The 21,464-nt window shown below is 66.1% G+C and carries 20 protein-coding genes; 13 read left to right on the top strand and 7 right to left on the bottom strand.

Annotated features, from left to right (window positions below; all coding sequences use genetic code 11):
- The first annotated feature begins 232 nt into the window (after positions 1 to 232).
- From ACP153_RS12645 to ACP153_RS12630, 4 genes are read left to right on the top strand one after another with little or no spacing between them, the layout of a single operon-like run.
- Complete coding sequence (locus ACP153_RS12645; protein ID WP_424971354.1) at positions 233 to 1,369, top strand: DegT/DnrJ/EryC1/StrS family aminotransferase; 1,137 nt, start codon at positions 233 to 235, stop codon at positions 1,367 to 1,369.
- The gene (locus ACP153_RS12640) at positions 1,369 to 2,769 is read left to right on the top strand and encodes a glycosyltransferase family 61 protein (protein ID WP_424971353.1); all 1,401 of its coding nucleotides are present in this window, start codon (positions 1,369 to 1,371) and stop codon (positions 2,767 to 2,769) included. The genes ACP153_RS12645 and ACP153_RS12640 overlap by 1 nt, the downstream gene beginning before the upstream one ends.
- Positions 2,766 to 3,437, top strand: coding sequence for an acetyltransferase (locus ACP153_RS12635; protein ID WP_424971352.1), 672 nt, complete (start codon positions 2,766 to 2,768; stop codon positions 3,435 to 3,437). The genes ACP153_RS12640 and ACP153_RS12635 overlap by 4 nt, the downstream gene beginning before the upstream one ends.
- Complete coding sequence (locus tag ACP153_RS12630; RefSeq protein ID WP_424971351.1) at positions 3,434 to 4,402, top strand: hypothetical protein; 969 nt, start codon at positions 3,434 to 3,436, stop codon at positions 4,400 to 4,402. The genes ACP153_RS12635 and ACP153_RS12630 overlap by 4 nt, the downstream gene beginning before the upstream one ends.
- An 18-nt stretch (positions 4,403 to 4,420) precedes the next feature.
- Here ACP153_RS12630 and ACP153_RS12625 read toward each other — a convergent pair whose 3' ends face one another.
- Positions 4,421 to 4,630, bottom strand: coding sequence for a hypothetical protein (locus ACP153_RS12625; RefSeq protein ID WP_424971350.1), 210 nt, complete (start codon positions 4,628 to 4,630; stop codon positions 4,421 to 4,423).
- A gap of 107 nt (positions 4,631 to 4,737) precedes the next feature.
- Positions 4,738 to 5,595, bottom strand: coding sequence for a lysophospholipid acyltransferase family protein (locus tag ACP153_RS12620; protein ID WP_424971349.1), 858 nt, complete (start codon positions 5,593 to 5,595; stop codon positions 4,738 to 4,740).
- A gap of 123 nt (positions 5,596 to 5,718) precedes the next feature.
- Between ACP153_RS12620 and ACP153_RS12615 the strand changes: the two genes are divergently transcribed.
- On the top strand, positions 5,719 to 7,659 hold the full coding sequence (locus tag ACP153_RS12615) for an acyl CoA:acetate/3-ketoacid CoA transferase (protein ID WP_424971348.1): 1,941 nt from the start codon (positions 5,719 to 5,721) through the stop codon (positions 7,657 to 7,659).
- A gap of 87 nt (positions 7,660 to 7,746) precedes the next feature.
- Positions 7,747 to 8,400, top strand: coding sequence for a phosphoglycolate phosphatase (gph, locus tag ACP153_RS12610; RefSeq protein ID WP_424971347.1), 654 nt, complete (start codon positions 7,747 to 7,749; stop codon positions 8,398 to 8,400).
- Between the two features lie 51 nt (positions 8,401 to 8,451).
- Here the strand turns inward: gph and ACP153_RS12605 are convergent, their stop codons facing one another.
- Positions 8,452 to 9,573, bottom strand: a complete 1,122-nt coding sequence (locus tag ACP153_RS12605; protein WP_424971346.1) for a Gfo/Idh/MocA family protein — start codon at positions 9,571 to 9,573, stop codon at positions 8,452 to 8,454.
- Positions 9,566 to 10,306 carry a GntR family transcriptional regulator gene (locus ACP153_RS12600; RefSeq protein ID WP_424971345.1) on the bottom strand — a complete coding sequence of 247 codons (741 nt, stop codon included), beginning with the start codon at positions 10,304 to 10,306 and terminating at the stop codon, positions 9,566 to 9,568. Before ACP153_RS12600 ends, ACP153_RS12605 begins: the two co-directional genes overlap by 8 nt.
- A 90-nt stretch (positions 10,307 to 10,396) precedes the next feature.
- Here ACP153_RS12600 and ACP153_RS12595 point away from each other — a divergent pair, with 90 nt between their 5' ends.
- The 6 genes from ACP153_RS12595 (at position 10,397) to dctP (ending at position 16,047) form a co-directional block, all read left to right on the top strand.
- A complete protein-coding gene (locus ACP153_RS12595; protein WP_424971344.1) occupies positions 10,397 to 11,551 on the top strand; it encodes an LLM class flavin-dependent oxidoreductase in 1,155 nt (384 codons plus the stop codon).
- Complete coding sequence (locus ACP153_RS12590; RefSeq protein ID WP_424971343.1) at positions 11,551 to 12,441, top strand: aldo/keto reductase; 891 nt, start codon at positions 11,551 to 11,553, stop codon at positions 12,439 to 12,441. The genes ACP153_RS12595 and ACP153_RS12590 overlap by 1 nt, the downstream gene beginning before the upstream one ends.
- Position 12,442: 1 nt before the next feature.
- Entirely contained in the window at positions 12,443 to 12,976 is a 534-nt protein-coding gene (locus tag ACP153_RS12585) for a flavin reductase family protein (RefSeq protein ID WP_424971342.1), read from the top strand.
- 74 nt (positions 12,977 to 13,050) lie between these two features.
- Entirely contained in the window at positions 13,051 to 13,641 is a 591-nt protein-coding gene (locus tag ACP153_RS12580) for a TRAP transporter small permease (RefSeq protein WP_424971341.1), read from the top strand.
- Position 13,642: 1 nt separating this feature from the next.
- Positions 13,643 to 14,932, top strand: a complete 1,290-nt coding sequence (locus ACP153_RS12575) for a TRAP transporter large permease (RefSeq protein WP_424971340.1) — start codon at positions 13,643 to 13,645, stop codon at positions 14,930 to 14,932.
- Between the two features lie 56 nt (positions 14,933 to 14,988).
- A complete protein-coding gene (gene dctP, locus ACP153_RS12570; protein WP_424971339.1) occupies positions 14,989 to 16,047 on the top strand; it encodes a TRAP transporter substrate-binding protein DctP in 1,059 nt (352 codons plus the stop codon).
- 139 nt (positions 16,048 to 16,186) lie between these two features.
- Here the strand turns inward: dctP and ACP153_RS12565 are convergent, their stop codons facing one another.
- Complete coding sequence (locus tag ACP153_RS12565; RefSeq protein WP_424971338.1) at positions 16,187 to 16,672, bottom strand: tetratricopeptide repeat protein; 486 nt, start codon at positions 16,670 to 16,672, stop codon at positions 16,187 to 16,189.
- Here ACP153_RS12565 and ACP153_RS12560 point away from each other — a divergent pair.
- Positions 16,655 to 17,968: a cytochrome-c peroxidase gene (locus ACP153_RS12560; RefSeq protein ID WP_424971337.1), complete on the top strand. Its 1,314-nt coding sequence runs from the start codon at positions 16,655 to 16,657 to the stop codon at positions 17,966 to 17,968. The genes ACP153_RS12565 and ACP153_RS12560 overlap by 18 nt on opposite strands.
- A gap of 7 nt (positions 17,969 to 17,975) precedes the next feature.
- Here the strand turns inward: ACP153_RS12560 and ACP153_RS12555 are convergent, their stop codons facing one another.
- Entirely contained in the window at positions 17,976 to 19,976 is a 2,001-nt protein-coding gene (locus ACP153_RS12555) for a 3-hydroxyacyl-CoA dehydrogenase NAD-binding domain-containing protein (RefSeq protein WP_424971336.1), read from the bottom strand.
- Positions 19,961 to 21,424 carry a class I adenylate-forming enzyme family protein gene (locus tag ACP153_RS12550; RefSeq protein ID WP_424971335.1) on the bottom strand — a complete coding sequence of 488 codons (1,464 nt, stop codon included), beginning with the start codon at positions 21,422 to 21,424 and terminating at the stop codon, positions 19,961 to 19,963. The genes ACP153_RS12555 and ACP153_RS12550 overlap by 16 nt, the downstream gene beginning before the upstream one ends.
- Positions 21,425 to 21,464 lie beyond the last annotated feature (40 nt).

Raw genomic sequence — 21,464 nt, 5'->3', positions numbered from 1 at the left:
CTTGGGCGTTGATCGGAGCATACAGGGCAGGCGGGCATGCTCAACCGGGCGCTCTTGGCGCCGCGAGAGCGCGGGCGCGCGGGGCGCGAACCGTCGCGCTTGGGCCACAGTGGTGGCGGGCCGATTGCGCTTTCATCCGCGATTGGTGCACCATAGCATGAGACTTGGCCGGCCCTGTCGCCGCGCAGTTCCAAGGATGGACAACAGTTTGATGAGCGGCGACCTGCACAAAGTGTGCGATCCCCTTTTGCCCGGCGCGCAGGAGATCATGGCCTATCTGGAGGTCCCGGATCGCAATCGCTGGTATGCGAACCGCGGCGAGCTGGTGCGCAGGCTTGAGACGCGGCTGTCGCAGGCATTGGGGGCGGCGCGTGATGTGGTGACCACCACGGCGTCCGGAACCGCAGCGCTGGAGGCGTCGATCCTCGCCACTGCCGGGCGGGCCGGGCCCGAGCGCCCGCTGGCGCTGCTGCCGTCCTATACCTTCGCGGCCACGGCGCTTGCGGCGGAGCGGTGCGGATACACCCCCTACTTCGCCGATATCGACCCGGCGACCTGGGCGCTGGATCCGGGCGCCTTGGCAACCCATCCTGCGCTCTCTCAGGTCGGGGTGATCCTGGTTGTGGCGCCCTATGGACGGCTGCCGGATATCACCGCCTTCGAGGATTTGCGCGCGGCCACGGGGATCCCCGTGATTGTCGACGCGGCGGCCGCGTTTGAAGCGGTGATCGCCGCACCGGAGGCCGTGACCGAGACCATCCCGGTCTGCCTGAGCTTTCACGCGACCAAGACCTTCTCCACCGGCGAGGGCGGGGCCGTGATCTGGGACACCCAGCCCGGGCGCGAGCTGATCTCGCAGGCGACGAATTTCGGCTTCCTGAACTCGCGGGAATGCCGGATGTCGGGGTTCAATGGGAAGATGAGCGAATACCACGCCGCTGTCGGGCATGCGATGCTCGACATGTTTGACCGGCGCGCCGCGGCCTATGGGACGGTGTCCGAGACCTATCGCCGGACCTTTTGCGAGGCGGGCGTGCCGGGACGCCTCTTTGCGTCGCCCGAGGTCAGCTCGGCCTATGCCCTGCTGGAGGTGGCCAGCGGTGCGGCGGCGGATCCCCTGCTCAACGCGCTGGATGCGGCGGCCTTTGGCTGGCGGCGCTGGTATGAGCATGGGCTCCACGAGATGTCCAACTTTGCCGAATGCCCAAGGGATCCCCTGCCTGCGACGGTCGATCTGGGGCTGCGGCTGATCGGGCTTCCCATGGCGCCAGACCTCACCGAGGACCGGATCGCGGCGATCGCGACCCATCTTGCCCAGGCGGCGCAGGAGGCGTCGGCGCCGCAAACTGCGGTACGGTCCGCCTCGTGATGGCGCGCCCTGCCGAGATTTCGGCCGCTGTTTGGGAACGGATCTGCAAACGCGCGGTCCCGCCGCCGAACGGGCGGCCCGTCTCCCTGATGAACGCGATGCATGTGAAGCGCGATTTGCGCGCAGCCCTGCCCCTGGACGCGGCGGTGGCGCATTACGCGGATCTCATGGGGTTGGGGCCCGGGTGCCACTGCGTTGAGATGGAGATCGCGCCGCTCGCCGCCGCGTTGGAGGCCGGGCCGGGCCCGGTCACCGTTCTGAACGAAGGAGGCGCGCCGCTCAGCAATCGCGCGCCGGTGACTTATGGTCCGGCGGAGGTGCCGGGTTTTGACAATCTGAGCCGCCGGGTCCTCTCTGGCTGGCTCCATGGGGCGACGGTCTTTGGCCGCTCCGCCCTGATTGCGCAAGACGGACGCCTTCTGCTCGATGCAACGCCGGAGGAGCGGGTGGCCCTGCCGGTGGAGCTGGCCTTCGATCCCATCGTCTTTGAGCGCATCGCGCCGGATCGCGCGCAGGTTCTGGTCGCGCCAGACGCACCGCGCCGCGCACTGCCGCGAGCCCTCTCGATGCTTGGGATCAATTCGATCTCCTTCGGTCATTGGATGATGGAGCATCTGCCCCAGTTTCTGGCGGCGCAAGCAACCCTTGGCGCGGATCTGCGCGGGGCCGATGGGGCGCCATTGCCGGTTCTGATCGACAGCCATATGCCGCGCCAGCATGTGCAATCCCTGCGGTTCTTCGCGGGGGCTGCTGGGGTCGAGTTGATCGAGATCGGCAAGGGGGAGGCGGTGGAGGTCGCGCAGCTGTTCGTGACGCAGAACTGGATGCACGCGCCCCATCTCTTGCTGACGGATCAGGGGCTGGACATCGCCGCGCTCCACCCGACCGCGATCGGGCTGGCCGGGACCTACTCCGCCGTGTCGGACCGGGTGGAGGCCAAGATCGCGGCTGAGGCGGAGGACACCGCCCCTGCGGACCGGCTCTTCTGGGCGCGCAAACCCAATCGCCACCGGGCCATCGACAATTGGGAGGAGATCCGCGGCAAGCTTGAGGTGCTGGGCTATCGCACCTGTTTTCCTGAGGAAATGAGCTTTGACGCGCAGATCCGCGCGATCCGTGGCGCCCGGCGCATCGCGGTGCAGAACGGGTCGGCGTCGCTCGGGCTCTTTCTTGCCGCAAAGAGAACGCGGCTGCTTTATCTCAGCCATCCGGACATGTCGCGGCTGGCCATGCAGATCGAGGCCCATGCTCAGACCGGGGTTGAGATGCGGGTGCTGGCCGGGGCGTTTTCCAAGCGAACGGATCGCTGGGTGGATCAGTCCAACTACCGGATCGCGGCCCCGGATTTCGAGGCCGCCATGGCTTGGCTCGAAGCCCCTGCAGAGGAGGGCGCGCCATGACGCAAACGGATATCGTGCTCTTTGGGGCGGGGGATATGGCCGCTGTGGTCGCGGTCTATATCCGGGCAGAAGCGCCGCATCTGAACATCGTCGGCTACACGCTGGACGACGCCTATTGCACCGCCGAGACCCATGACGGGCTGCCGCTGGTGCCCTGGTCGCAACTCGAGGCGCAGTTTTCGCCTGACAAGGTGCAGCTGCTCGGGCCGCTCACCTACCAGCGCATGAACACGATTCGCCGGGACCGGTATCTGGAGGGCAAGGCGCGGGGCTATGCCTTCGCCAGCTTCCTGCATCCGGATTGTCACTATTACGGCGACAGCATTGGCGAGAATTGCGTGATCCTTGAGCGCAACATCATCCAGCCCTTCGCCAGGATCGGCAACAATTGCATCCTGTGGAGCGGCAACCATATCGGCCACCATGTCACCATCGGTGATCATGTCTTCATCTCGTCACAAGTGGGCGTCGCGGGCTCCACGGTGATCGGGGATGAGTGCCATCTGGCCGGGCAAGTCGCGGTGACCCATGGGTTGAAGATTGGCCGGGCTGCGGCGCTCCTGAACGCCGCGCTTGTTTCGCAGGATGTGCCCGATGAGGGGGTCGTGGTCGGACCCGCGCCCGAGACCAAACCCTTCAAGAGCAGCCGGATGCGCAGGTTGTTGTGACCGGCGCGGGCGCAGATCTCTGGCAGCGGCGCGGGGTGATCCAGATCGCGCCGGAGCCGGGCGTGGACTGGTGGCAAAGCCATGCCCAGAACCCGACGCCGCTGATCTTCGACGACCGGCATTGGCGGCTCTATTACGCCGTGCGGGATCAGGAGAACCGGGCGCGCATGCTCTGGGTCGATGTGGACCCGCTGGACGAGATGCGGGTGATCGGGCGGTCAGACAGGCCGATCCTGCCCCTCGGGGTGCCGGGGACCTTCGACAGCGCGGGGCAGGGGCCGAGTGTGGCCTTGTGGCGCGATGGGATCGCGCATCTCTACTATATGGGGATGCATCTGCGCCGGGATGTGCCCTACGGGCTGGCGCTTGGTCTGGCCACGAGCCCGGATGGCGCGGCGTTCACGCGACAATGCGCGGGGCCGGTCCTGTCGGTCGGTTCGGTGGACCCGTTCTTTGTCTCGCTGGCCCATATTCAAGCTGAGCCCACAGGGTTTTCCGCCTGGTACATGAGTGCCACGGGCTGGACCCCGCGGCCGGAGGGGCCGGCGGATGCGGATTATGGGCTGCGGCGGGCGGTCTCGGAGGATGGCCTGACCTGGACCCCTCAGGACGTGTTGATCGCGCCGGGCACCGCGAATCTGCCCGAGGGCGGCGGGCTGGCCCGTCCCTGGCGGGCGCGGATTGACGGGGGCGAGCGGCTCTATTTCTCTTACCGGGCGCGGAGCGATTTTCGGACGGATCGGGACGCGGCCTATCGCATTCTGTCCCTGCCGCTGGATGCGGAGGGGCTGCCCGCAGGCCCGGCAGAGCCCCTGGTTTTCGCCAACCCGCCTACCACGTCGGACTGGGACGGGTTCATGCAGGCCTATCCCACGATCCTGCCGCTCGGGCAGGGTCATGTGATGCTTTATAACGGCAATGGATTTGGCCAGACCGGGTTCGGTTGGGCCACGCGCGGTCTCTAGCGCCCGGGGGTCACCAGGTCAGGCGACCTCGTCAACGAATCCCAGACGGGCCAGGGCACGCGCGGCAGCATTGGCCATCTCGGCGGAGCCTTCGAGGATCTCTTCATTCAGGGTGTGAACCAGGGCGCTCAGGCGTTTATGCGCGATCTGATCCCGCAGAAACTCCCCGATATCCTCATCGCCCAGAGCCAGGACGTCAGCGGCAGAAGACCGAATGTCATGTTGCATGTGGCAGCACCTTCTAGAGAGAAATTCTCCAATCCCCACGAATTCGTTACCAGAGAGTTACCCTTCAGGGCGAGTCAAATTCGCGCGGATCCCGGGGGCTGCGGCGCTCAGACCCAGCTGGGGCGTTTGGTCGCCTGCAAAAGCGACACGCCGGCGGTCTCTGAACCGGCCAGGGCAAGGGTCGTGTCGCGCAGCATCGCAATTCCCTCTTCGCTGCGCGCAGGCAGGGCGGCGGCAGAGATCGGCTCGCCAATGGTGACCTGAAAGGGCTGGCGGTCCTTGTTCAGGGTCTCGTGGAAGAGGGTGATGTCGCGCAGGGTCGGGTGGATCAGGTCAAAGAGGTAGAACAGGACCGAGTTGCGGGCCTGAATGTGGATCGGGATGACCGGCACGTCGAATTTGCGGGCGATCATCGCCGCCGACGCCATCCAGGGCCGCTCGAAGAGGCGCAGGCCCCGCCGTTTGGCCAGACGCCCGGAGGGAAAGATCACGCCGAGCCGCCCCTGCCCGAGGGCTGTGCGCGTATAGGCCATGGTCTCGCGCGTTTTGGTCATGCTGCGCTTCTCGTGCCGCCATTCCACGGGCGCGATCAGTTGGGTCATCTGCGGCAGCACCCGGAGGATGTCGGAATTGGCGTAGAAAAACAGATCCGGGCGGATCGGCGCCAGCGCATGATGCAGGATGATACCGTCCGCGATCCCGGTCGGGTGATTTGCCACAACCAGCGCGCCTCCGTGCCATGGGATGTTTTCCAGGCCGCTCACGCGCACGGCGCGGGCCAATTGCGCGCCCATGGTCGCCATGATCTCCGGCGCGGGTTTCGGGGCGAGCCGTTCGCCCAAGGCTACCGTGCGCGGATAGCCCAGCAGCTCTGTCAGCGCCCGCCGCGCCACAGCCACGCCCAGCCCGTCGTCAAACAGCCACGGGGCGCGTTCAGCAATCAGCGGATCGAGTCTCTCCTGCATGGGGGCGTTTGAGCAAAGCTTTGCAACAGGCCCGTGACGCTGCGCCGGGATCGGCGAAAGACGGGGTCTGGTTTTGCCCGGTATCGGCGATAGACTGCTCAGCGGGGAAGCTGAGAGGGTGTCATGCCGAACAAACGCATCTCCGCTGCAGCGGCAGCGGATCTCATTCGTGACGGGGATACTGTGACCACGTCTGGGTTCGTCGGGATCGGCGTGCCGGAGGAGCTGCTGGTCGCGCTGGAGACGCGCTTTGCCGAGACCGCGGCGCCTCGGGACCTGACGCTGCTCTTTGCGGCGGGGCAGGGGGATGGCAAGACGCGAGGTCTCAACCGGTTGGGGCAAGAGGGGCTTTTGTCGAAAGTGGTGGGAGGCCATTGGGGGCTGATCCCCAAGGTCGCGGCGCTTGCCACGGCGGGCAAGATCGCGGCCTATAACCTGCCCCAGGGGGTGATCAGTCACCTCTACCGGGACATCGCGGCGGGGCGGCCGGGCACGCTGACCCGGGTGGGTTTGGGCACCTTCGTGGATCCGCGCCTGCAGGGGGGCAAGATCAATGATGCGACGCCTGAGGATATCGTCTCGGTGATGGAGATCGGCGGCGCGGAGCATCTGTTCTACAAGGCGATGCCGATCCATGTGGCGCTCCTGCGCGGGACCTCGGCGGATCCCGAGGGCAATATCTCCATGGAGCGCGAGGCGCTGGTGATCGACAACCTTGCCCAGGCCATGGCCGCGAAGAACTCCGGTGGTGTGGTGATCGTGCAGGTCGAGCAGATGGTGGCACGCGGCGGGCTCAATGCGCGGGACGTGGTGATCCCCGGCGCGCTGGTGGATGCGGTGGTGGTGGCTGCGCCCGAAAACCACCATCAGACCTTTGCCACCCCCTATAGCCACGCGTTTTCCGGTCAGTTCCGGGTGGAGGCCGATGCCGCGCCCGAGATGCCCCTGACCGTGCGCAAGGTGATCGCCCGGCGCGCGGCGTTCGAGTTGCCGATCAATGGGGTGGTCAATCTCGGGATCGGGATGCCCGAGGGCGTGGCGGCGGTGGCGGGGGAGGAGCGGCTTCTGCCCCACCTGACCCTCACCGCCGAACCGGGTGTGATCGGCGGGCAACCGGCCTCGGGCCTCGATTTCGGGGCGGCGATCAACACGGATGCGATCGTGCCCCAAGGGGCGCAGTTCGATTTCTATGATGGGGGCGGGCTCGATATCGCCGTGCTCGGCATGGCCGAGGTCGACCAGCAGGGCAACGTCAATGTCTCGCGCTTTGGGCCCAAGCTTGCCGGGGCGGGGGGCTTCATCAATATCAGCCAGAATGCCCGGGCCGTGGTCTTTGCGGGGACCTTTACCTCTGTCGGGCTGGATATTTCTGTGGGTGATGATGGGCTGGCGCTGCGCAGCGAAGGGCGGGTGGCGAAGTTTGTCGAGCGCGTGGAGCAGGTCACGTTTTCCGGACCGCTGGCCGCTGCGGCGCGCAAGCCGGTGCTCTATGTGACCGAGCGGGCGGTGTTCCGGCTGCGGGGCGACGGGCTGGAGCTGATTGAGATCGCGCCGGGCATGGATCTGGAGCGGGATATCCTCGGCCATATGGCCTTCCGCCCCCATATCGCGCCGGATCTGGCGCAGATGGATGGGCGGATCTTCCGCGCGGATCCGATGGAACTGCGGGTCGACCTGCTGCATCTGGATCTGGATGACCGCATGGCGCTCTCGCCGGATCGCAAGCAGCTCTTCCTGAATTTCGAGAAGATGCGCGTGCGCGGCGCCACGGAGGTCGCGCGGGTGCGCGAGCGGGTCGAGGCGCTCTGTGCGCCGCTGGGGCATCGGGTCGATGTGATCGTGAATTATGACGGTGCGCGGATCGACGAGGATATTCAGGAGGCCTGGGTCGCCATGGTCCACGGGCTGGAGGATCGGTACTACGGCACGGTCACCCGCTATTCGGGCTCGGCCTTCATGCGCATGAAGCTCGGCGATGCCTTTGCGCGGGAGGTCCGTCCCCATGTGTTCGAAACCGCGGCTGAGGCGCGCGCGTTTTTGTCGGGGGCCAAGGCGTCGCTGTGATCAATGGGTCGCTGTTTTCCGCTTGAGTTTCGGGGCCGTGCGGGTCACTCCGGGCGAGGTCGGCAGGGTCCAAGGAGCGAGGCGAAGATGCGGTACAAGGCGGTGGTGTTTGATCTCGATGGCACGCTGGTCGACAGCGCGCCGGATATGCGGCGGGCGATCAACGGGATGTTGGAGGAACGCGGGCGCCGGACCCTGAGCCTGGCTGAGGCGGTGTCCTTCGTGGGCTCGGGCGCGCGGGTCCTGGTGCAGCGTAGCCTGCGCGCGACCGGTGGGATCGTGGACGAGGACGCCGCCTTGGCGCGGTTTCTGGAGCTCTATGAGACCGGGGTGGATCATGAAACGGTGATCTATCCGTGCGTGACGGAGATGCTGGAGGCGCTGCAAGAGGCCGGGTTGCCCATGGCGCTCTGCACGAACAAGCCGGAGGGGCCAGCGCGTGTGCTGTGTGGACATCTCAATCTGTCGCGGTTTTTCCCGGTGATCGTTGGCGGGGATACTCTGCCCGTTTTGAAGCCCGATCCGGCGCCCTTGCACCATGCGATTGCCGGGCTTGGGGTGGCGCCGGAGGCGGTGCTCTATGTCGGGGACAGTGTGACGGACTACAAGACGGCCCTTGCGGCAAAGGTGGATTTCGCCTTCGTCGAAGGCGGGTATCAAAGCCAGGCGATCCCGGATTTCGCCCCGACCTATCAACTGACCCGTCCGGCGCTGGTGGGGCCGCTGGTCCTGAACAGCTGAGGCCTGGCGTGTCGGCGCGGTCCACATGTGGACCGCGCGGTCGCGCGCGGCTCAGGCGCTGATCTCTGCGGCGTCCTGGGTCAGGGTGACCGGCAGACCTGTGGCGATGGAGCGTTGGGCTGCCAGCCCCATCTCTACTGCGCGCCAGCCATCATAGGCGCTTACCTCCGGCGCATCGGTCTCTCCGCGCACCAGTGCCAGGAATTTCTGGTGCTGGTAGAAGGTCGCGCCGTTGTGGTCGCCCGCTTCGAGCAGTTCCGGATCCACCGGGACCTCGCGCACTTCCGGGCGCTGGGGATTGCGCGGGCTCAGCTCAAGCTGGGGCACCGGGGCGGGGCCGAGATCTGCGGGCCAGAACCGGCCCGGACCGGGCACGCGGGCTTCGATCTTGCCTGCGGGACCGACTGCGCTCAGCTCTTCCTGATAACGCGCGCCCTCGGCATACATGCAGAGCTCCAGCATGGCGCGGGCGCCGTTTTCGAACTCGCATATCGCGTAGCCCGCATCGAGAATGTCCGGGGCTTGCCCGCCATAGGTCTCGCCGCGATGGTTGAGCACCGGAGCGGCACTGGCCATGATGCGGGTCGGTTCGGACTTGAGCGCAAAACGCATCAGGTCGAAGAAATGGCAGCATTTCTCGACAAAGGTTCCGCCGGTGTAGCGGTTGAACCGGTTCCAATCGCCGACCTTCTGCAGGAAGGGGAAGCGGTGCTCACGGATCGAGAGCATCTGGACACCACCGGTCGCGTCCTCGAGCCGGTCGAGGAAGGCGGCGATGGGGGGCATGTAGCGATACTCCATCGCGACCCAGACCGGGGCCGGGTAGCGCGCGAAGAGCGCTTTGACCCGGGGCAGGTCCGCCGGATCCGTGTAGAGCGGCTTTTCCACCAACAGGGGCAGGGGGCGGGTTGCAGCGATCTCGGCCACCTGTTCCATGTGGCGGAAATTGGGGCTGGCGATCACCAGCGCATCGAGCGCTGGCATCGCCAGCATCTCACTCAGGCTCGATGCGCGCACCGCTCCGGGCGCCAGCGCGAGGGCGGCGTCGGCCATCTCCTGATCCGGCTCGAACAGCGCCACCGCCTCGGCGCCGGGCAAGAGCGCGAGATTGCGCAGATGCTCTTGCCCCATCATGCCACAGCCGATCAGGCCATACCGAATAACGTCACTCATGGATGTCTTCCGTCTTTGGGCCCGTCCCTTGGGCCGCTTCGTTCAGGCGTTGCACGTAATGCGCGCAGGTCCCGTCGAACCATGTGCGCGAGTATTCCACGGGGGCCCCGGGGCCGCCCCAGGCGAACCGTTCCACATAGCCCGCCAGCGTGCCCGGCGCGGGCAGCGCGGCGGGCGTCCAGTCCGGGAAGGGGGCGAGCCGCACCCGGTCCTCGGCCCGGGTGATCGTCAGCCCGAGCCGCGTGGCGTAGCTGCGATAGAGCGACTCCGAGAGAGGACCTTCGTCCAGACGCCCGGCCCCGGCATCGAGCCAGATCTCCTCGGCGGCGATGGGTCGGTCATCGAGATAGCGCAGCCGCCGGAAGCGAGTCGCCTCGGGGCTGCGGCCAAACTCGGGCAAGTCGCGCGGCTTGGCGAGAAACACGCGATCGAGCATTTCGGCCCGGGGCAACCCGCCGCCGCCCAGCCGCTCCAGCCGGAACATCGCGTAGACCCCCGCCGCGGGCCCGCCGCGCCGCACGTAGTTTCCCGAGCCCTGGATCCGGTGCAGCAAGCCCTGTTCGGTCAGATGCGCCAAGGCCTTGCGCAGGGTTCCGACGGAGGTCCCCATCTGGACCGCCAGATCCCGTTCAGGCGGCAAACGCGCGCCTTCGGCCAGCCGCCCGGCCGTGATATCGCGGATCAGAACCTCGCTGATCTGCATGTGTTTCGGGAGGGCGGCGAGGGCGGGCATCGGGGACCGGAATAAAATTGATACAGGATTGATCTATATCAAGGCGGATGCTACGCACAATAAAAATCGCACCTTCCGGAGACGCTTTCCATGACCGTCGTACCTGTCACCTCTGCCGATCTCGACGCCGCCGAGGTTTCCTGGTTCGCTGCCCTGTGTTCGGACGATTATCGCTTTCTGGGCGTGCCGGAGGGCGATCTGCGCTCCTCCTGGGCCCATTGCAGCGAGATCGTGACAACCGCCGAGCGACTGGGCTTTCGCAACATCCTCTGCCCGTCCTCCTATCAGGTGGGCCAGGACACGCTGAGCTTCGTGGCGGGCTGCGCGCCGATCACCGAAAAGATCAACCTGCTGGCGGCTGTGCGTTGCGGCGAGATGCAGCCGATCATGCTGGCGCGAACCATCGCGACCCTGGATCACATGCTGCAGGGCCGTCTGACGGTGAACATCATCAGCTCGGATTTCCCGGGCCAGAAGGAGCCGAGCCCCTATCGCTATCAGCGCTCGCGCGAGGTGGTGGAGATCCTCAAGCAGGCCTGGACCCGGGACGAGATCAACCATGAGGGCGAGGTCTATAACTTCTCGGGACTGACCACGGATCCGGCGCGCCCCTATCAGACCGGCGGGCCGCTCCTTTACTTCGGCGGCTACAGCCCCGACGCGCTCGATCTCTGTGCCGAGCACTGCGATGTCTACCTGATGTGGCCGGAGCCCAAGGAGAACATCAAGGGCCGGATGGAAGCCGTCCATGCCCGCGCCGCCGAGAAGGGCCGCACCCTCGATTACGGGCTGAGGGTCCATATGATCGTGCGCGACACCGAGGTCGAGGCGAAGGAATATGCCGAGCATATCACCTCGAAGCTTGACGACGAGTATGGCCGCGCGATCCGCGAGCGGGCGCTGGATTCCGGCTCGCTGGGCGTGTCCCATCAGGCCAAGAACCGCGATATCGCCGATGAATACGGCTATGTGGAGCCCCATCTCTGGACCGGGGTCGGGCGCGCGCGCTCGGGCTGCGGCGCGGCCCTCGTGGGCTCGGCCGATCAGGTCCTGTCGGAGATCGAAGAATACAAGAAGATGGGCATCCGCGCCTTCATCTTCTCGGGCTATCCGCACCTGGAAGAGGCCGAGCATTTTGGCCGCCTCGTCCTGCCTGAGCTGAAAACCTGTTCCATGCCGGAGGCTTACGGTCGCGTACCCGCCAGCCCCCCTGCCACACCCCTTGCCGCCGGAGAGCGCCGCTGATGGACCGCACCCAACTTACCAATGATCTCAGCCTGAGCCGCATCGTTTATGGCATGTGGCGACTGGACGAGGATAGCGACACCTCGCCCGCCCATATCCAGGCCAAGATCGAAGCCTGCCTCGCACAGGGGATCACCACCCTGGATCAGGCGGATATCTATGGCGGCTACGAGGCTGAGGAGCTGCTGGGCGCGGCGCTGAAGGCCGCCCCGGCGCTGCGCGAGAAATGCGAGATCGTCACGAAATGCGATATCGTGGCGCCCGTGGGCCGCTATGCCAGCGCGAAGGTGAAGCATTACGACACGTCGCGGGCGCATATCGAGGCGTCGGTCGAGCATTCCCTGCGGCTGATGAATATCGAGCAGATCGACCTGCTGCTGGTTCACCGCCCCGACCCGATGATGGATCATCGCGACACAGGCGCGGCGCTGGATGGGCTTGTCGCCTCGGGCAAGGTCCGCGCCGTGGGCGTGTCGAACTTCAAGCTCCATGACTGGACGCTGCTGCAATCGGCGATGGAGACCCCGCTGGTCACCAACCAGATCGAAATCAGCCTGACCACCAATGACGCCTTCACCAATGGCGATATCGCCTTCCTGCAGGAACGCGGCGTGGCGCCTATGGCCTGGTCGCCTCTCGGGGGCGGGTCGCTGATGACCGGCGATCACGCGGCGGGCACGGCGCTCGATCAGGTGGCGAGCGTCCAGGGCGTGGATCGCGCGGCGGTTGCCGTGGCCTGGCTTCTGGCCCATCCGGCGGGAATTGTGCCGGTGATGGGGACGAACAAGCTTGACCGCATCGCCACCTTCTCCGATGCCTTGAAGGTGAAGATGGACCGCGAGACATGGTTTGCCCTCTATGAGGCGGCCAATGGGGCGGAGGTTCCCTGACATGGCCGATGGAGCAGCCCCGCATATGACCGAGATCACGCGCCTTGCGCCCTTCACCCCCGGTCCCGAGACCGCCCGGGAGTTCCGCAATGCCATGGGGCGCTTTCCCACGGGCGTGACCGTGGTGACCGTGCAGGGGCCGAACGGACCCATGGGGATCACCGCCAACAGCTTTGCCAGCGTGTCGATCGATCCGCCGCTCCTCTTGTGGTGCCCGGCGAAGAAATCGAGCCGGTTCGACGCCTTTGCCGGGGCGGATCGGTTTGCCATCCACATCCTCGGACAGGGCCAGATGGAGGTCGCGCGCGGCTTTGCCCAGCGGGCCGATGCGTTCGAGGGGCTGGAGCTTGACCCATGCCCCCACGACGTACCGCTTCTGGCCGATTGCCTGGCTCGGTTCGAGTGCAAAACAGTGCAGACACATGATGCGGGCGATCATATGATCGTCGTTGGAGAGGTCCTGGAGGCGGGCTATCGCGACGGCGAAGCGCTTGTCTTCAGTGAAGGAATGTTCGGCCGCTTCGTCGGTCACTAGGCCTTCGGGCCAAGAGGGACGCGGAGATGGGGACGCCAAATGATCCCCGCCCGCCAATGGGAGGAGGACGCGCCATGAGCGCATTACTGGCGGTGCTTGCACCGTTCCGGATCGTGAACGAGGCCGTGTTCAAGCTCGGCCGCGGGATCGGGGTGATCTGCGTGGCCGCCATGGTGGTAGCGATCCTGATCCAGGTGTTTTACCGCTATGTTCTGAACAATGCGCTCCCCTGGCCCGATGAGGCCGCGCGGTTTGCCATGCTCTGGATGACCGGGCTGATGGCGCCCACGGCGTTCCGGCGCGGCGGGTTCGTGGCCATCGACATGGTGGTGCGGATGCTGCCGCAGAAGGTCGGCGCGCTCCTGTCGTTGTTCCTGTTATTCGTGATGCTCTTGGTGCTGGTGATCTCGGTGCAGATCGGCTGGTCCGAGGTCACGGGCTTTGGCGGGAAATTCGCCACCGCCTCGCTCTATGTCCCGCTGGATCTGGGGTTCACAGAGTGGTTCCGGGTGCCGCGCAGCTGGATGATGGCCTCGCTGCTGGTAGGGATCATCATGATGATTTCCGCCAATATCGAGCTGATCCTGCGTTCTGTCATATCCCTGTTGGGCGGCGCGGACACATTGCCGGAAATTCCCGGCGCCGAGAATGTAGGAGCCGAATGACATGCTGATCTGGTTCCTGCCCCTTTTCCTGATTTTCCTGATGATCGGCCTGCCGGTGGTGTTTGGCCTGTTGGCGGCCCCGGGTCTGCTGCTCTGGCTTAACGGCCAAGAGCGCGACATCACGCTGCTCTATCGCAATGTCTATAACGGGATGGACAGTTTCCCGCTGATGGCGATCCCGTTCTTCATGCTCGCAGGCGAGCTCATGAACCGGGGCGGCATCACCATGCGTCTGGTGGAGTTTGCCCAGGCGCTGATGGGGCATTTCCGGGGCGGTCTGGCCCATGTGAACATCCTGAGCTCCATGCTCTTTGCCGGGCTGTCGGGCTCGGCGGTGGCCGATACCTCGGCGCTGGGCTCCATGCTGATCCCGGCCATGGAAAAACAGGGCTATACCCGCCGCTTTGCCGCAGCGATCACTGCCGCGAGCTCGGTGATCGGGCCGATCATTCCGCCTTCGGGCATTATGATCATTTATGCCTATGTCATGGGCGAAAGCGTCGCCGCCCTGTTCCTCGCGGGGATTGTTCCGGGGATCCTTGTGGGCGTGGGCCTGATGCTCATGGTCAAGGTCATGGCCGACAAATACGACTTCCCCATCGCCTCGGCCAAGACCACATGGGGCGAGCGCGGGCAGGCGAGCCTCAAGGCGTTCTTCCCGCTGATGACGCCGGTGATCATTCTGGGCGGGATCCTCGTGGGGATCTTCACCCCGACGGAGGCGGCCGCCGTGGCCGTGGCCTATGCGCTCTTCATCGGGTTCTTCGTGCTGCGGACGCTGAAGGTTTCTGAACTGCCGGATATTCTGGGCCGGGCGGGGATCACCTCGGCGGTGGTGCTGCTGCTGGTGGGCGCGGCCATGGCCTTCAAGACCGTGGTCAGCCTCAGCTACGCGCCGCAGATCATGGCCGATTTCATGCTCTCGCTGTCGAACAACCCGTTGATCCTGCTGCTGCTGATCAACTTGCTTCTGTTCGTGGTGGGGATGTTCCTCGACGCAGGCCCGGCGATCATCATCCTGGGGCCGATCCTCGGGCCGATCTTCGTCGATCTGGGCGTCGACCCGATCCATTTCGCGATCATCATGAGCGTGAACCTGACCGTGGGGCTGGCAACGCCGCCCATGGGGCTTGTCCTCTTCGTGGCAAGTTCGGTGTCCGGCGAGAGGGTGGAGCGCATCGCCAAGGCGATCCTGCCCTTCCTCGCGGTGGAGATCTTCGTGATCTTCCTGATCACCTATGTCCCCGCGATTTCCATGACCATTCCCCGCCTGACCGGCTTTGTCGAGTGACGGCGCCGGTGAGACAGACACAACCGCAAAAACACGATCAACTGAGGAGGTACACAATGTACAAAAACACCCTGAAGGCGATGCTGGCCGGCGCGATGCTGATCGCGACCCCGCTGGCGGCGACCGCACAGGACTACACCCTGCGCGCCACCGCGAATTCCAACGAGAATGACGAGGATTATGACGGCCTCGTGGTTTTCAAGAACTTCGTCGAGAGCGCCTCGAACGGCGCGATCGCCGTTGAGCTCTTCATCGGCACGCAGCTTTGCTCGAACGGGGCGGAATGCCTGCAGGGCGTGGCCGATGGCTCGATCGATATCTATATCTCGACCTCTGGCGGTGCCTCGGGGATCTTTCCTTACGTGCAGGTGCTCGACCTGCCCTACCTGATGGCCGATGACCGGGTTGCCGAGGCCGTTCTGGCAGGTGATTTCACCCGCAAGCTGCGCCAGATGGCGTTGGAAGACAGTGGTGACACGATCCGCCTGATGACTGTGGGCAATACCGGTGGCTGGCGCAACTTTGCCAACACCAAGCGCCGCGTGGCCGCCCCCGCCGATATGGAAGGCCTGAAGATCCGCACCGTGGTTGCCGACCTGCCCCAGGAGCTGGTCCGCGCACTCGGCGCGTCCCCGACCCCGATCCCGTGGCCGGAGCTCTTCACGTCCTTCCAGACCGGCGTCGTTGAGGGCTCCAAGAACGGCATCACCGACATCATGGGCATGAAATTCCCCGATGCGGGCCTGCAATATGTGACCCTCGACGGGCACGCCTATATGGGCGCGCTCTGGTGGATGAGCAATCAGCGCTTCCTCGAGATGCCCGAGGATATGCGCCGCGTGGTCGTGGACGGGTTCTATGCCCTGCAGCAGGCGACCTTCGCCTCGCCGAAGCGGAAGTCCATCGCGGCCTATGAGGAGTTCGTGGCCGGTGGCGGCGACCTCTATGTCCCGACCCCGGACGAGAAAGCAGCCTTCAAGGAAGCGGCGGCTCCGGTGTTTGACTGGTTCAAGGCCAATGTGGGCCGTGGCGAGGAAGTGTTTGACGCGCTGAACTCCGCCGTGGCTGAGGCCGAGGCCGAGATCAACGCTGCGCGCGCTGCTGACCTGCAGTAAGAGCAAGCTCTATGGGGCGGCTGGGCTTTGGGTCTGGCCGCGCTTTTTTATGGGGCCGGGCGGTTCGGGTTGATGCCGTCGGCCAGTGAGTGTTTCAGGAACAATGAGGCGCAAGGCGCGCGGATGTGGGCCGTCTCGGTCACCGAAACGGGTACATCCAGACCTTGTAGTCATCGACCAGCTCATGGGCTTTGGCGACCTGATCGGCGGTCATCTTCTTGCGGACCTCTTCCTGGCTGTCGGCAGCATCCGGGTCGCCGCCAATCGCGCTCAGTACGTACCACATATAGGCCCGCACCAGATCCGGGCCGGGCATGCCAAGCCCAACCTCGTAGTACCAGCCGACCCCCGATTGCGCGCCCGCATGGCCCTTCATGGCTGAGCGCAGATACCATTCGAACGCGCGGGTATAGTCCTGCTCGACCCCGAGCCCCAGCGCATACATCACCCCGATCAGCTCCTCGGCCTCGGCATTCCCGGAGCGCGCCGCGGGCCAGAGCAGCTCCTTGGCTTGGGCGAAACGGCCTTCCTCCATCAAATCGCGCGCAGGCTCCAGATCAGCAAAAGCTGGACTTGAAACTCCGATAAAGAGCGCCAAAATCGCCCCATGCAGCGCTGTCTTCATCTCTTGGCTTTCCTTCTCGCAGGCCCCGCTCTGGCGGAGCTCCCGGAGCCGATCGGCCCGGAGGATTTTCACGCATTCGACCCGGAGCAGGCCCGGATCGGTCAGCTTCTGTTTTACGACAAGATCCTGTCGGGCAACAGAAACATCTCCTGCGGGACCTGCCATCACCATGACCATGGGGGCACGGATGGGCTGAGCCTCGGGATCGGCGAAGGCGGGGTCGGTGTGGGGCCGAAACGCACGGCGGGGACGGGCGAGGACCGGATCCGCAAGCGCATCCCGCGCAACGCGCCAGCCTTGTGGAACCTCGGACATCGGGAGGTCGATGTCCTCTTCCATGACGGGCGGCTGGAGGTCTCGGATCTCTATGGCAACGGGTTCAACTCGCCAGCGCAGGAGTGGCTGCCTTCGGGGTTCGAGAGCATTCTGGCCGCGCAAGCCGTGCTGCCGCTCGTCGCGCAATTCGAGATGGCCGGGAACCCCAAGGAGAATGAGATCGCGGGCGCAGTCCATGACCGGATCGACGCGGCCTGGCCGATCCTGGCCAAGCGGGTGCGGACGATCCCGGAATATGGCGCGATGTTTGTGGGCGCTTTCGATCATATCGATGCGCCCGAAGAGGTCACGATTGTCGAGATCGCCAATGCGCTGGCGGCCTTCATCGGCACGGAATGGGCCAATTACGACAGCCCTTTTGACGCCTATCTTGCGGGGGATGCGGAGGCGCTCAGCCCCGAGGCTGCGCGGGGCAAGGATCTGTTCTTTGGGGCGGCGGGCTGTGCTGCTTGCCATTCCGGCCCGCTTCTGAGCGATCAGGGGTTTCATGCGCTGGGTTTGCCGGCCTTTGGGCCGGGCCGGACCCGGCAATGGGATCCGATCCCACGGGATATGGGCCGGGTGGGAGAGAGTAACCGGCTCGAGGATGCCTACCGGTTCCGCACGCCGCCCCTGCGCAATGTCGCGCTGACGGGGCCTTACGGGCATAACGGGGCCTACGCCACGCTGGAGGGGATCCTGCGCCATCATCTGGATCCGGGAACTGCGCGGGCGACTTGGGAGACGGCTGAGGCGCGCCTGCCGGAGGTACCTTGGCTCGCCGCGATTGATTTTGTCATCCGCTCGGATCGGGCGGAGATCGCGCGCCAGGCGGCTGTGCTGGACATCACGCCGGTGGCCTTGTCCGATGCCGAGATCGCGGATCTGGTGGCGTTTCTCCATGCGCTGACAGGGGCCACGGCAGAGGCCCGACCGCTCGGGCGACCGGAGACGGTGCCCAGCGGGTTGCCTGTCGACTAGCCGCCGCTCAGTTCAGATCGGCGAGCTTGCGCCCCTCCAGATGCAGTTGCTGCAGGATTTCCGGCGCGCCGCTGCCCAGCCGGTCGATCAACGTGCCGAGCCCCTCCGCATCCGCCCAATGCATGGGGCCACCGAGATGGCGTGGGAAGCCGTAGCCAAAGAGCGTGACCGCATCGATGTCGATCGGCCGCAGGGCGATGCCCTCGCTGAGGATCTGTGCGCCCTCAGCGGCCATGGCGGTCAGGTAGCGGGTGGTGATCTCCTCCGGCGAAAAGCTGCGGGGCGGGGTGCTGCGGGCAGCCTCGATCAGAGGTTCCACATCCGGGTTTGGTGTCCGGCTCTTCCCGTCGTGCAGGTAGTAGCCTCGTCCGGTCTTGCGCCCGAACCAACCCTTGGCGCAGAGCGCGTCTGAGACCGGCGCGACCTCCCCGCGCCGTTGACGCCCGGCCTGCCCGATATCGAGCCCGGCGAGATCCGAGACCGCGAAGGGGCCCATGGCGAAACCGGTAGCTTCCAGCGCGGCGTCCACCTCCCACGGGGTGGCGCCTTCGAGCACGAGCGCATCTGCCTCGGCCCGGACGCGCGCCAGCATGCGGTTGCCGATGAAGCCGTCGCAGACCCCGGCGTGGACCGCGATCTTGCGCAGGCGCTTGGCGAGCGCGAAGCCCGTGCGCACGACGTCTGGTGCGGTGTCGCGGGCGACCACCACTTCGAGCAGGCGCATGATATGGGCGGGGGAAAAGAAATGCAGGCCGATCACATCCGCCGGGCGTGCGGTGGCCGCCGCGATCAGGTTGATATCGAGATAGGAGGTGTTGGTGGCGAGGATCGCGCCCGGTTTGCAGGTCGCATCGAGCTTGCGGAACACCTCTTGCTTGAGGTCCAGATCCTCGAACACAGCCTCGATCACCAGATCGACCTGAGCCAGCGCGTCCAGATCCGTCGCGATCTGCAGCCGCGCCAGCGTGTCGTCAGCCGAGGCGAGCTTGCCGCGCGTCACGGCCCCGTCGAGGGTTTTGCGGATCCAGTCCAGCGCCTCGGCGCGTACCGTCTTGTTGGGCTCTACCAGCGTCACAGGCAGCCCGGCCATCAGAAGCGCGGTGGCGATGCCCCGCCCCATCGTGCCCGCGCCCAGCACGCCGGTGGTGTGGATGTCGCGCTGGGTCGCTTCGGCTTCCGGTATCTTGGTCACGGCCCGTTCGGCGAAGAAGGCGTGGATAAGCGCCGCGCGCTGGGGCGAGGCCATGCAGTCGTCGAAGAGGGCCCTCTCCCGGGCGAGGCCTTCGTCCAGAGGCAGGGCGCTGGCCGCAACCGCCTCCACGCATTTCAGCGGCGCAAAGAGCGGCGAGGCTTCGGCCTTGGCCCGAGCGGCGTCCAGCGCGGCGGGGTCTGCCGCCACCTCTTGCGCAGCGGTCACCCGGGTGGGCAAATCTCCCGACAGCACGGCCTCGGCCATCTCAAGGGCGAGATCTGCGGGCGTGCCCTCCCGGATCTGGTCGATCAGCCCGTACCCCAGCGCGTCATCTGCTCCGATCCGCCGCCCGGTGGTGATCAGGTCGAGAGACGGGGCCAGCCCCGCAAGCCGGGGCGCGCGTTGGGTTCCGCCTGCGCCGGGCAGGATGCCGAGCGTGACCTCGGGAAAGCCGAAAAGCGCGCCGGGCAGGGCGATCCGCGCATGGGTGGCCAACGCGACTTCGAAACCGCCGCCCAGAGTCGCGCCATGGAGGATCGAGATCACCGGGGTCGCGCAGCGCTCCAGCACGAGGCAGACCTCGGGCAAAAGCGGGGCTTGGGGCGGCTTGCCGAACTCGCGGATATCTGCACCGGCGATGAAGCCGCGCCCCTCGCCATAGAGGGCGATCACCGCGACCTCCGGATCCGCGTCAAGGCTCTGGACCACCTCGGTCAGGGCGAGACGCAGGGCGTGGGAGGCAGCATTGACCGGCGGGTTGTTGAGCGCGATCCGCGCCACCTTGCCGGTCTTCGTGACAGTTACTGGGCCGGGCATGGGCTCTCCGCGTCGAGGTCGAGCTCCGGGGCGAAGACGTCCAGAAGCCGGTGTTTGAGGATCTTGCCCGTGGGGGCAGTGGGCAGGCTGTCGACCACGAGAATCCGCGCCGGGATCTTGTAGGGCGCCAGCCGGGGCCGCAACCAGTCCTGCAGTGTGGCTTCGCGCAGGGGGGCGGTGGTCTGGACGAAGGCCAGAACCTTCTCATCGCCGCCGGTGGGCCTCCCGATCACGGCGGCTTGCGCCACATCCGGATGCAGCGAGAGGGCAGCCTCGACCTCGGGCGGATAGATGTTGAAGCCGCCGCGAATGATCAGCTCCTTGGAGCGCCCCAGAATATGCACGGCCCCGTCCGGTGCGATCCGGGCCAGATCCCCGGTGCGCAGCCAGCCATCGGGGGTCAGGGCCCCTCGGGTTGCCAGCGGGTCGCGGAAATAGCCGCGCATCACCCCGGGGCTGCGTACCTCAAGCGCGCCATCGGGGCAGAGCCGCAGATCCACATCGCGCAAGGCTGTCCCCACGGAGATATCCGCGCGCGGGCTGGCCGGGCGGGTGGCGCAAATCCCCGGGCTCGCCTCTGTCATCCCGTAGCCATTATGCAGGGGCAGGCCATAGCGCGCCTCGATCCGGGTCTTCCAATCGGGATCGAGCGGCGCGCCGCCCGCCGAGAGGTAGCGCAGGTTCGGTGCGGGCGCGGCCTCGGTTTCGGTGATCAGACGGGCATACATCTGCGGTACGCCGGGGAAGACCGACACGCCTGCGGCCAGTGCGGCGGCGACCTCGCCGGGCTCGAACCGCGCCATGGGCCAGAGCCGCGCGCCTGTGGCCAGCGCCGAGAGGACGACGGAGGCAAAGCCGAAGATATGGGTGATCGGCAGGACGGCGAGCACGAGATCGCCAGCCACCATGTCCCGCAAATCCGCCGAAGTCCGCGCGTTCCAGCAGAGATTGGCATGGCTGAGCATGACGCCCTTCGGGCTCTGGGTCGTGCCGGTGGTGTAGAGGATCGCGGCGATCCGATCTTCGGGCCGATCGGGGCAGGCTGAGGGCGGGACGGGATCCGGCGCGCTCATCACCACCCCATCGGTCAGAGGGGCGGCGCCGAGTGCGGTGCCATGGGCAGCAGCCTCGGGCGAGGTGTCGGGGGTGATCAAAACAGCGCGGGGCTGAAGATGCTCGCGCAGGGCTGCGATCTCGGCCCCTGTGTGGCGCGCGTTCACTGGCGCCACGGTCGCCCCGAGACGGCTGAGCGCGAGGATGGCGCGGATGGCCGCCGGGCAGGTCTCCGTGATCAGCATCACCCGGTCGCCCGGATGCACCCCGCGCAGGCGCAGGGTCTCGGCCAGCGCCGCCACCTCGTCCCGCAGTGTCGCGTAGGTCTCTCCGTCCCGGGTCCAGTGAGATGTGTTCGAGGCCGACACGATCAGGTCATGCAGAAACCCCGTCACCTCTGGTCGCCTGTTTCAGCGGCCATGTCCTCCCTCCTCC

This window comes from Dinoroseobacter sp. S76 (genome assembly GCF_049801095.1).
Classification (GTDB): Bacteria; Pseudomonadota; Alphaproteobacteria; order Rhodobacterales; family Rhodobacteraceae; genus Dinoroseobacter.
Note: the sequence above shows the minus strand (reverse complement) of the source record. Positions and strands in the feature narration are given on the sequence as shown.

Bases quoted from the DNA above. Each gene is read 5' to 3' on its own strand.
- ACP153_RS12605 (WP_424971346.1), bottom strand. From the start codon at position 9,573: ATGAGTGACGTTATTCGGTATGGCCTGATCGGCTGTGGCATGATGGGG.
- ACP153_RS12625 (WP_424971350.1), bottom strand. From the start codon at position 4,630: ATGCAACATGACATTCGGTCTTCTGCCGCTGACGTCCTGGCTCTGGGC.
- ACP153_RS12595 (WP_424971344.1), top strand. From the start codon at position 10,397: ATGACCGTCGTACCTGTCACCTCTGCCGATCTCGACGCCGCCGAGGTT.
- ACP153_RS12600 (WP_424971345.1), bottom strand. From the start codon at position 10,306: ATGCCCGCCCTCGCCGCCCTCCCGAAACACATGCAGATCAGCGAGGTT.
- ACP153_RS12585 (WP_424971342.1), top strand. From the start codon at position 12,443: ATGGCCGATGGAGCAGCCCCGCATATGACCGAGATCACGCGCCTTGCG.
- ACP153_RS12575 (WP_424971340.1), top strand. From the start codon at position 13,643: ATGCTGATCTGGTTCCTGCCCCTTTTCCTGATTTTCCTGATGATCGGC.
- ACP153_RS12635 (WP_424971352.1), top strand. From the start codon at position 2,766: ATGACGCAAACGGATATCGTGCTCTTTGGGGCGGGGGATATGGCCGCT.
- ACP153_RS12620 (WP_424971349.1), bottom strand. From the start codon at position 5,595: ATGCAGGAGAGACTCGATCCGCTGATTGCTGAACGCGCCCCGTGGCTG.
- gph (WP_424971347.1), top strand. From the start codon at position 7,747: ATGCGGTACAAGGCGGTGGTGTTTGATCTCGATGGCACGCTGGTCGAC.
- ACP153_RS12640 (WP_424971353.1), top strand. From the start codon at position 1,369: ATGGCGCGCCCTGCCGAGATTTCGGCCGCTGTTTGGGAACGGATCTGC.
- ACP153_RS12580 (WP_424971341.1), top strand. From the start codon at position 13,051: ATGAGCGCATTACTGGCGGTGCTTGCACCGTTCCGGATCGTGAACGAG.
- ACP153_RS12555 (WP_424971336.1), bottom strand. From the start codon at position 19,976: ATGCCCGGCCCAGTAACTGTCACGAAGACCGGCAAGGTGGCGCGGATC.
- dctP (WP_424971339.1), top strand. From the start codon at position 14,989: ATGTACAAAAACACCCTGAAGGCGATGCTGGCCGGCGCGATGCTGATC.
- ACP153_RS12565 (WP_424971338.1), bottom strand. From the start codon at position 16,672: ATGAAGACAGCGCTGCATGGGGCGATTTTGGCGCTCTTTATCGGAGTT.
- ACP153_RS12560 (WP_424971337.1), top strand. From the start codon at position 16,655: ATGCAGCGCTGTCTTCATCTCTTGGCTTTCCTTCTCGCAGGCCCCGCT.
- ACP153_RS12615 (WP_424971348.1), top strand. From the start codon at position 5,719: ATGCCGAACAAACGCATCTCCGCTGCAGCGGCAGCGGATCTCATTCGT.
- ACP153_RS12590 (WP_424971343.1), top strand. From the start codon at position 11,551: ATGGACCGCACCCAACTTACCAATGATCTCAGCCTGAGCCGCATCGTT.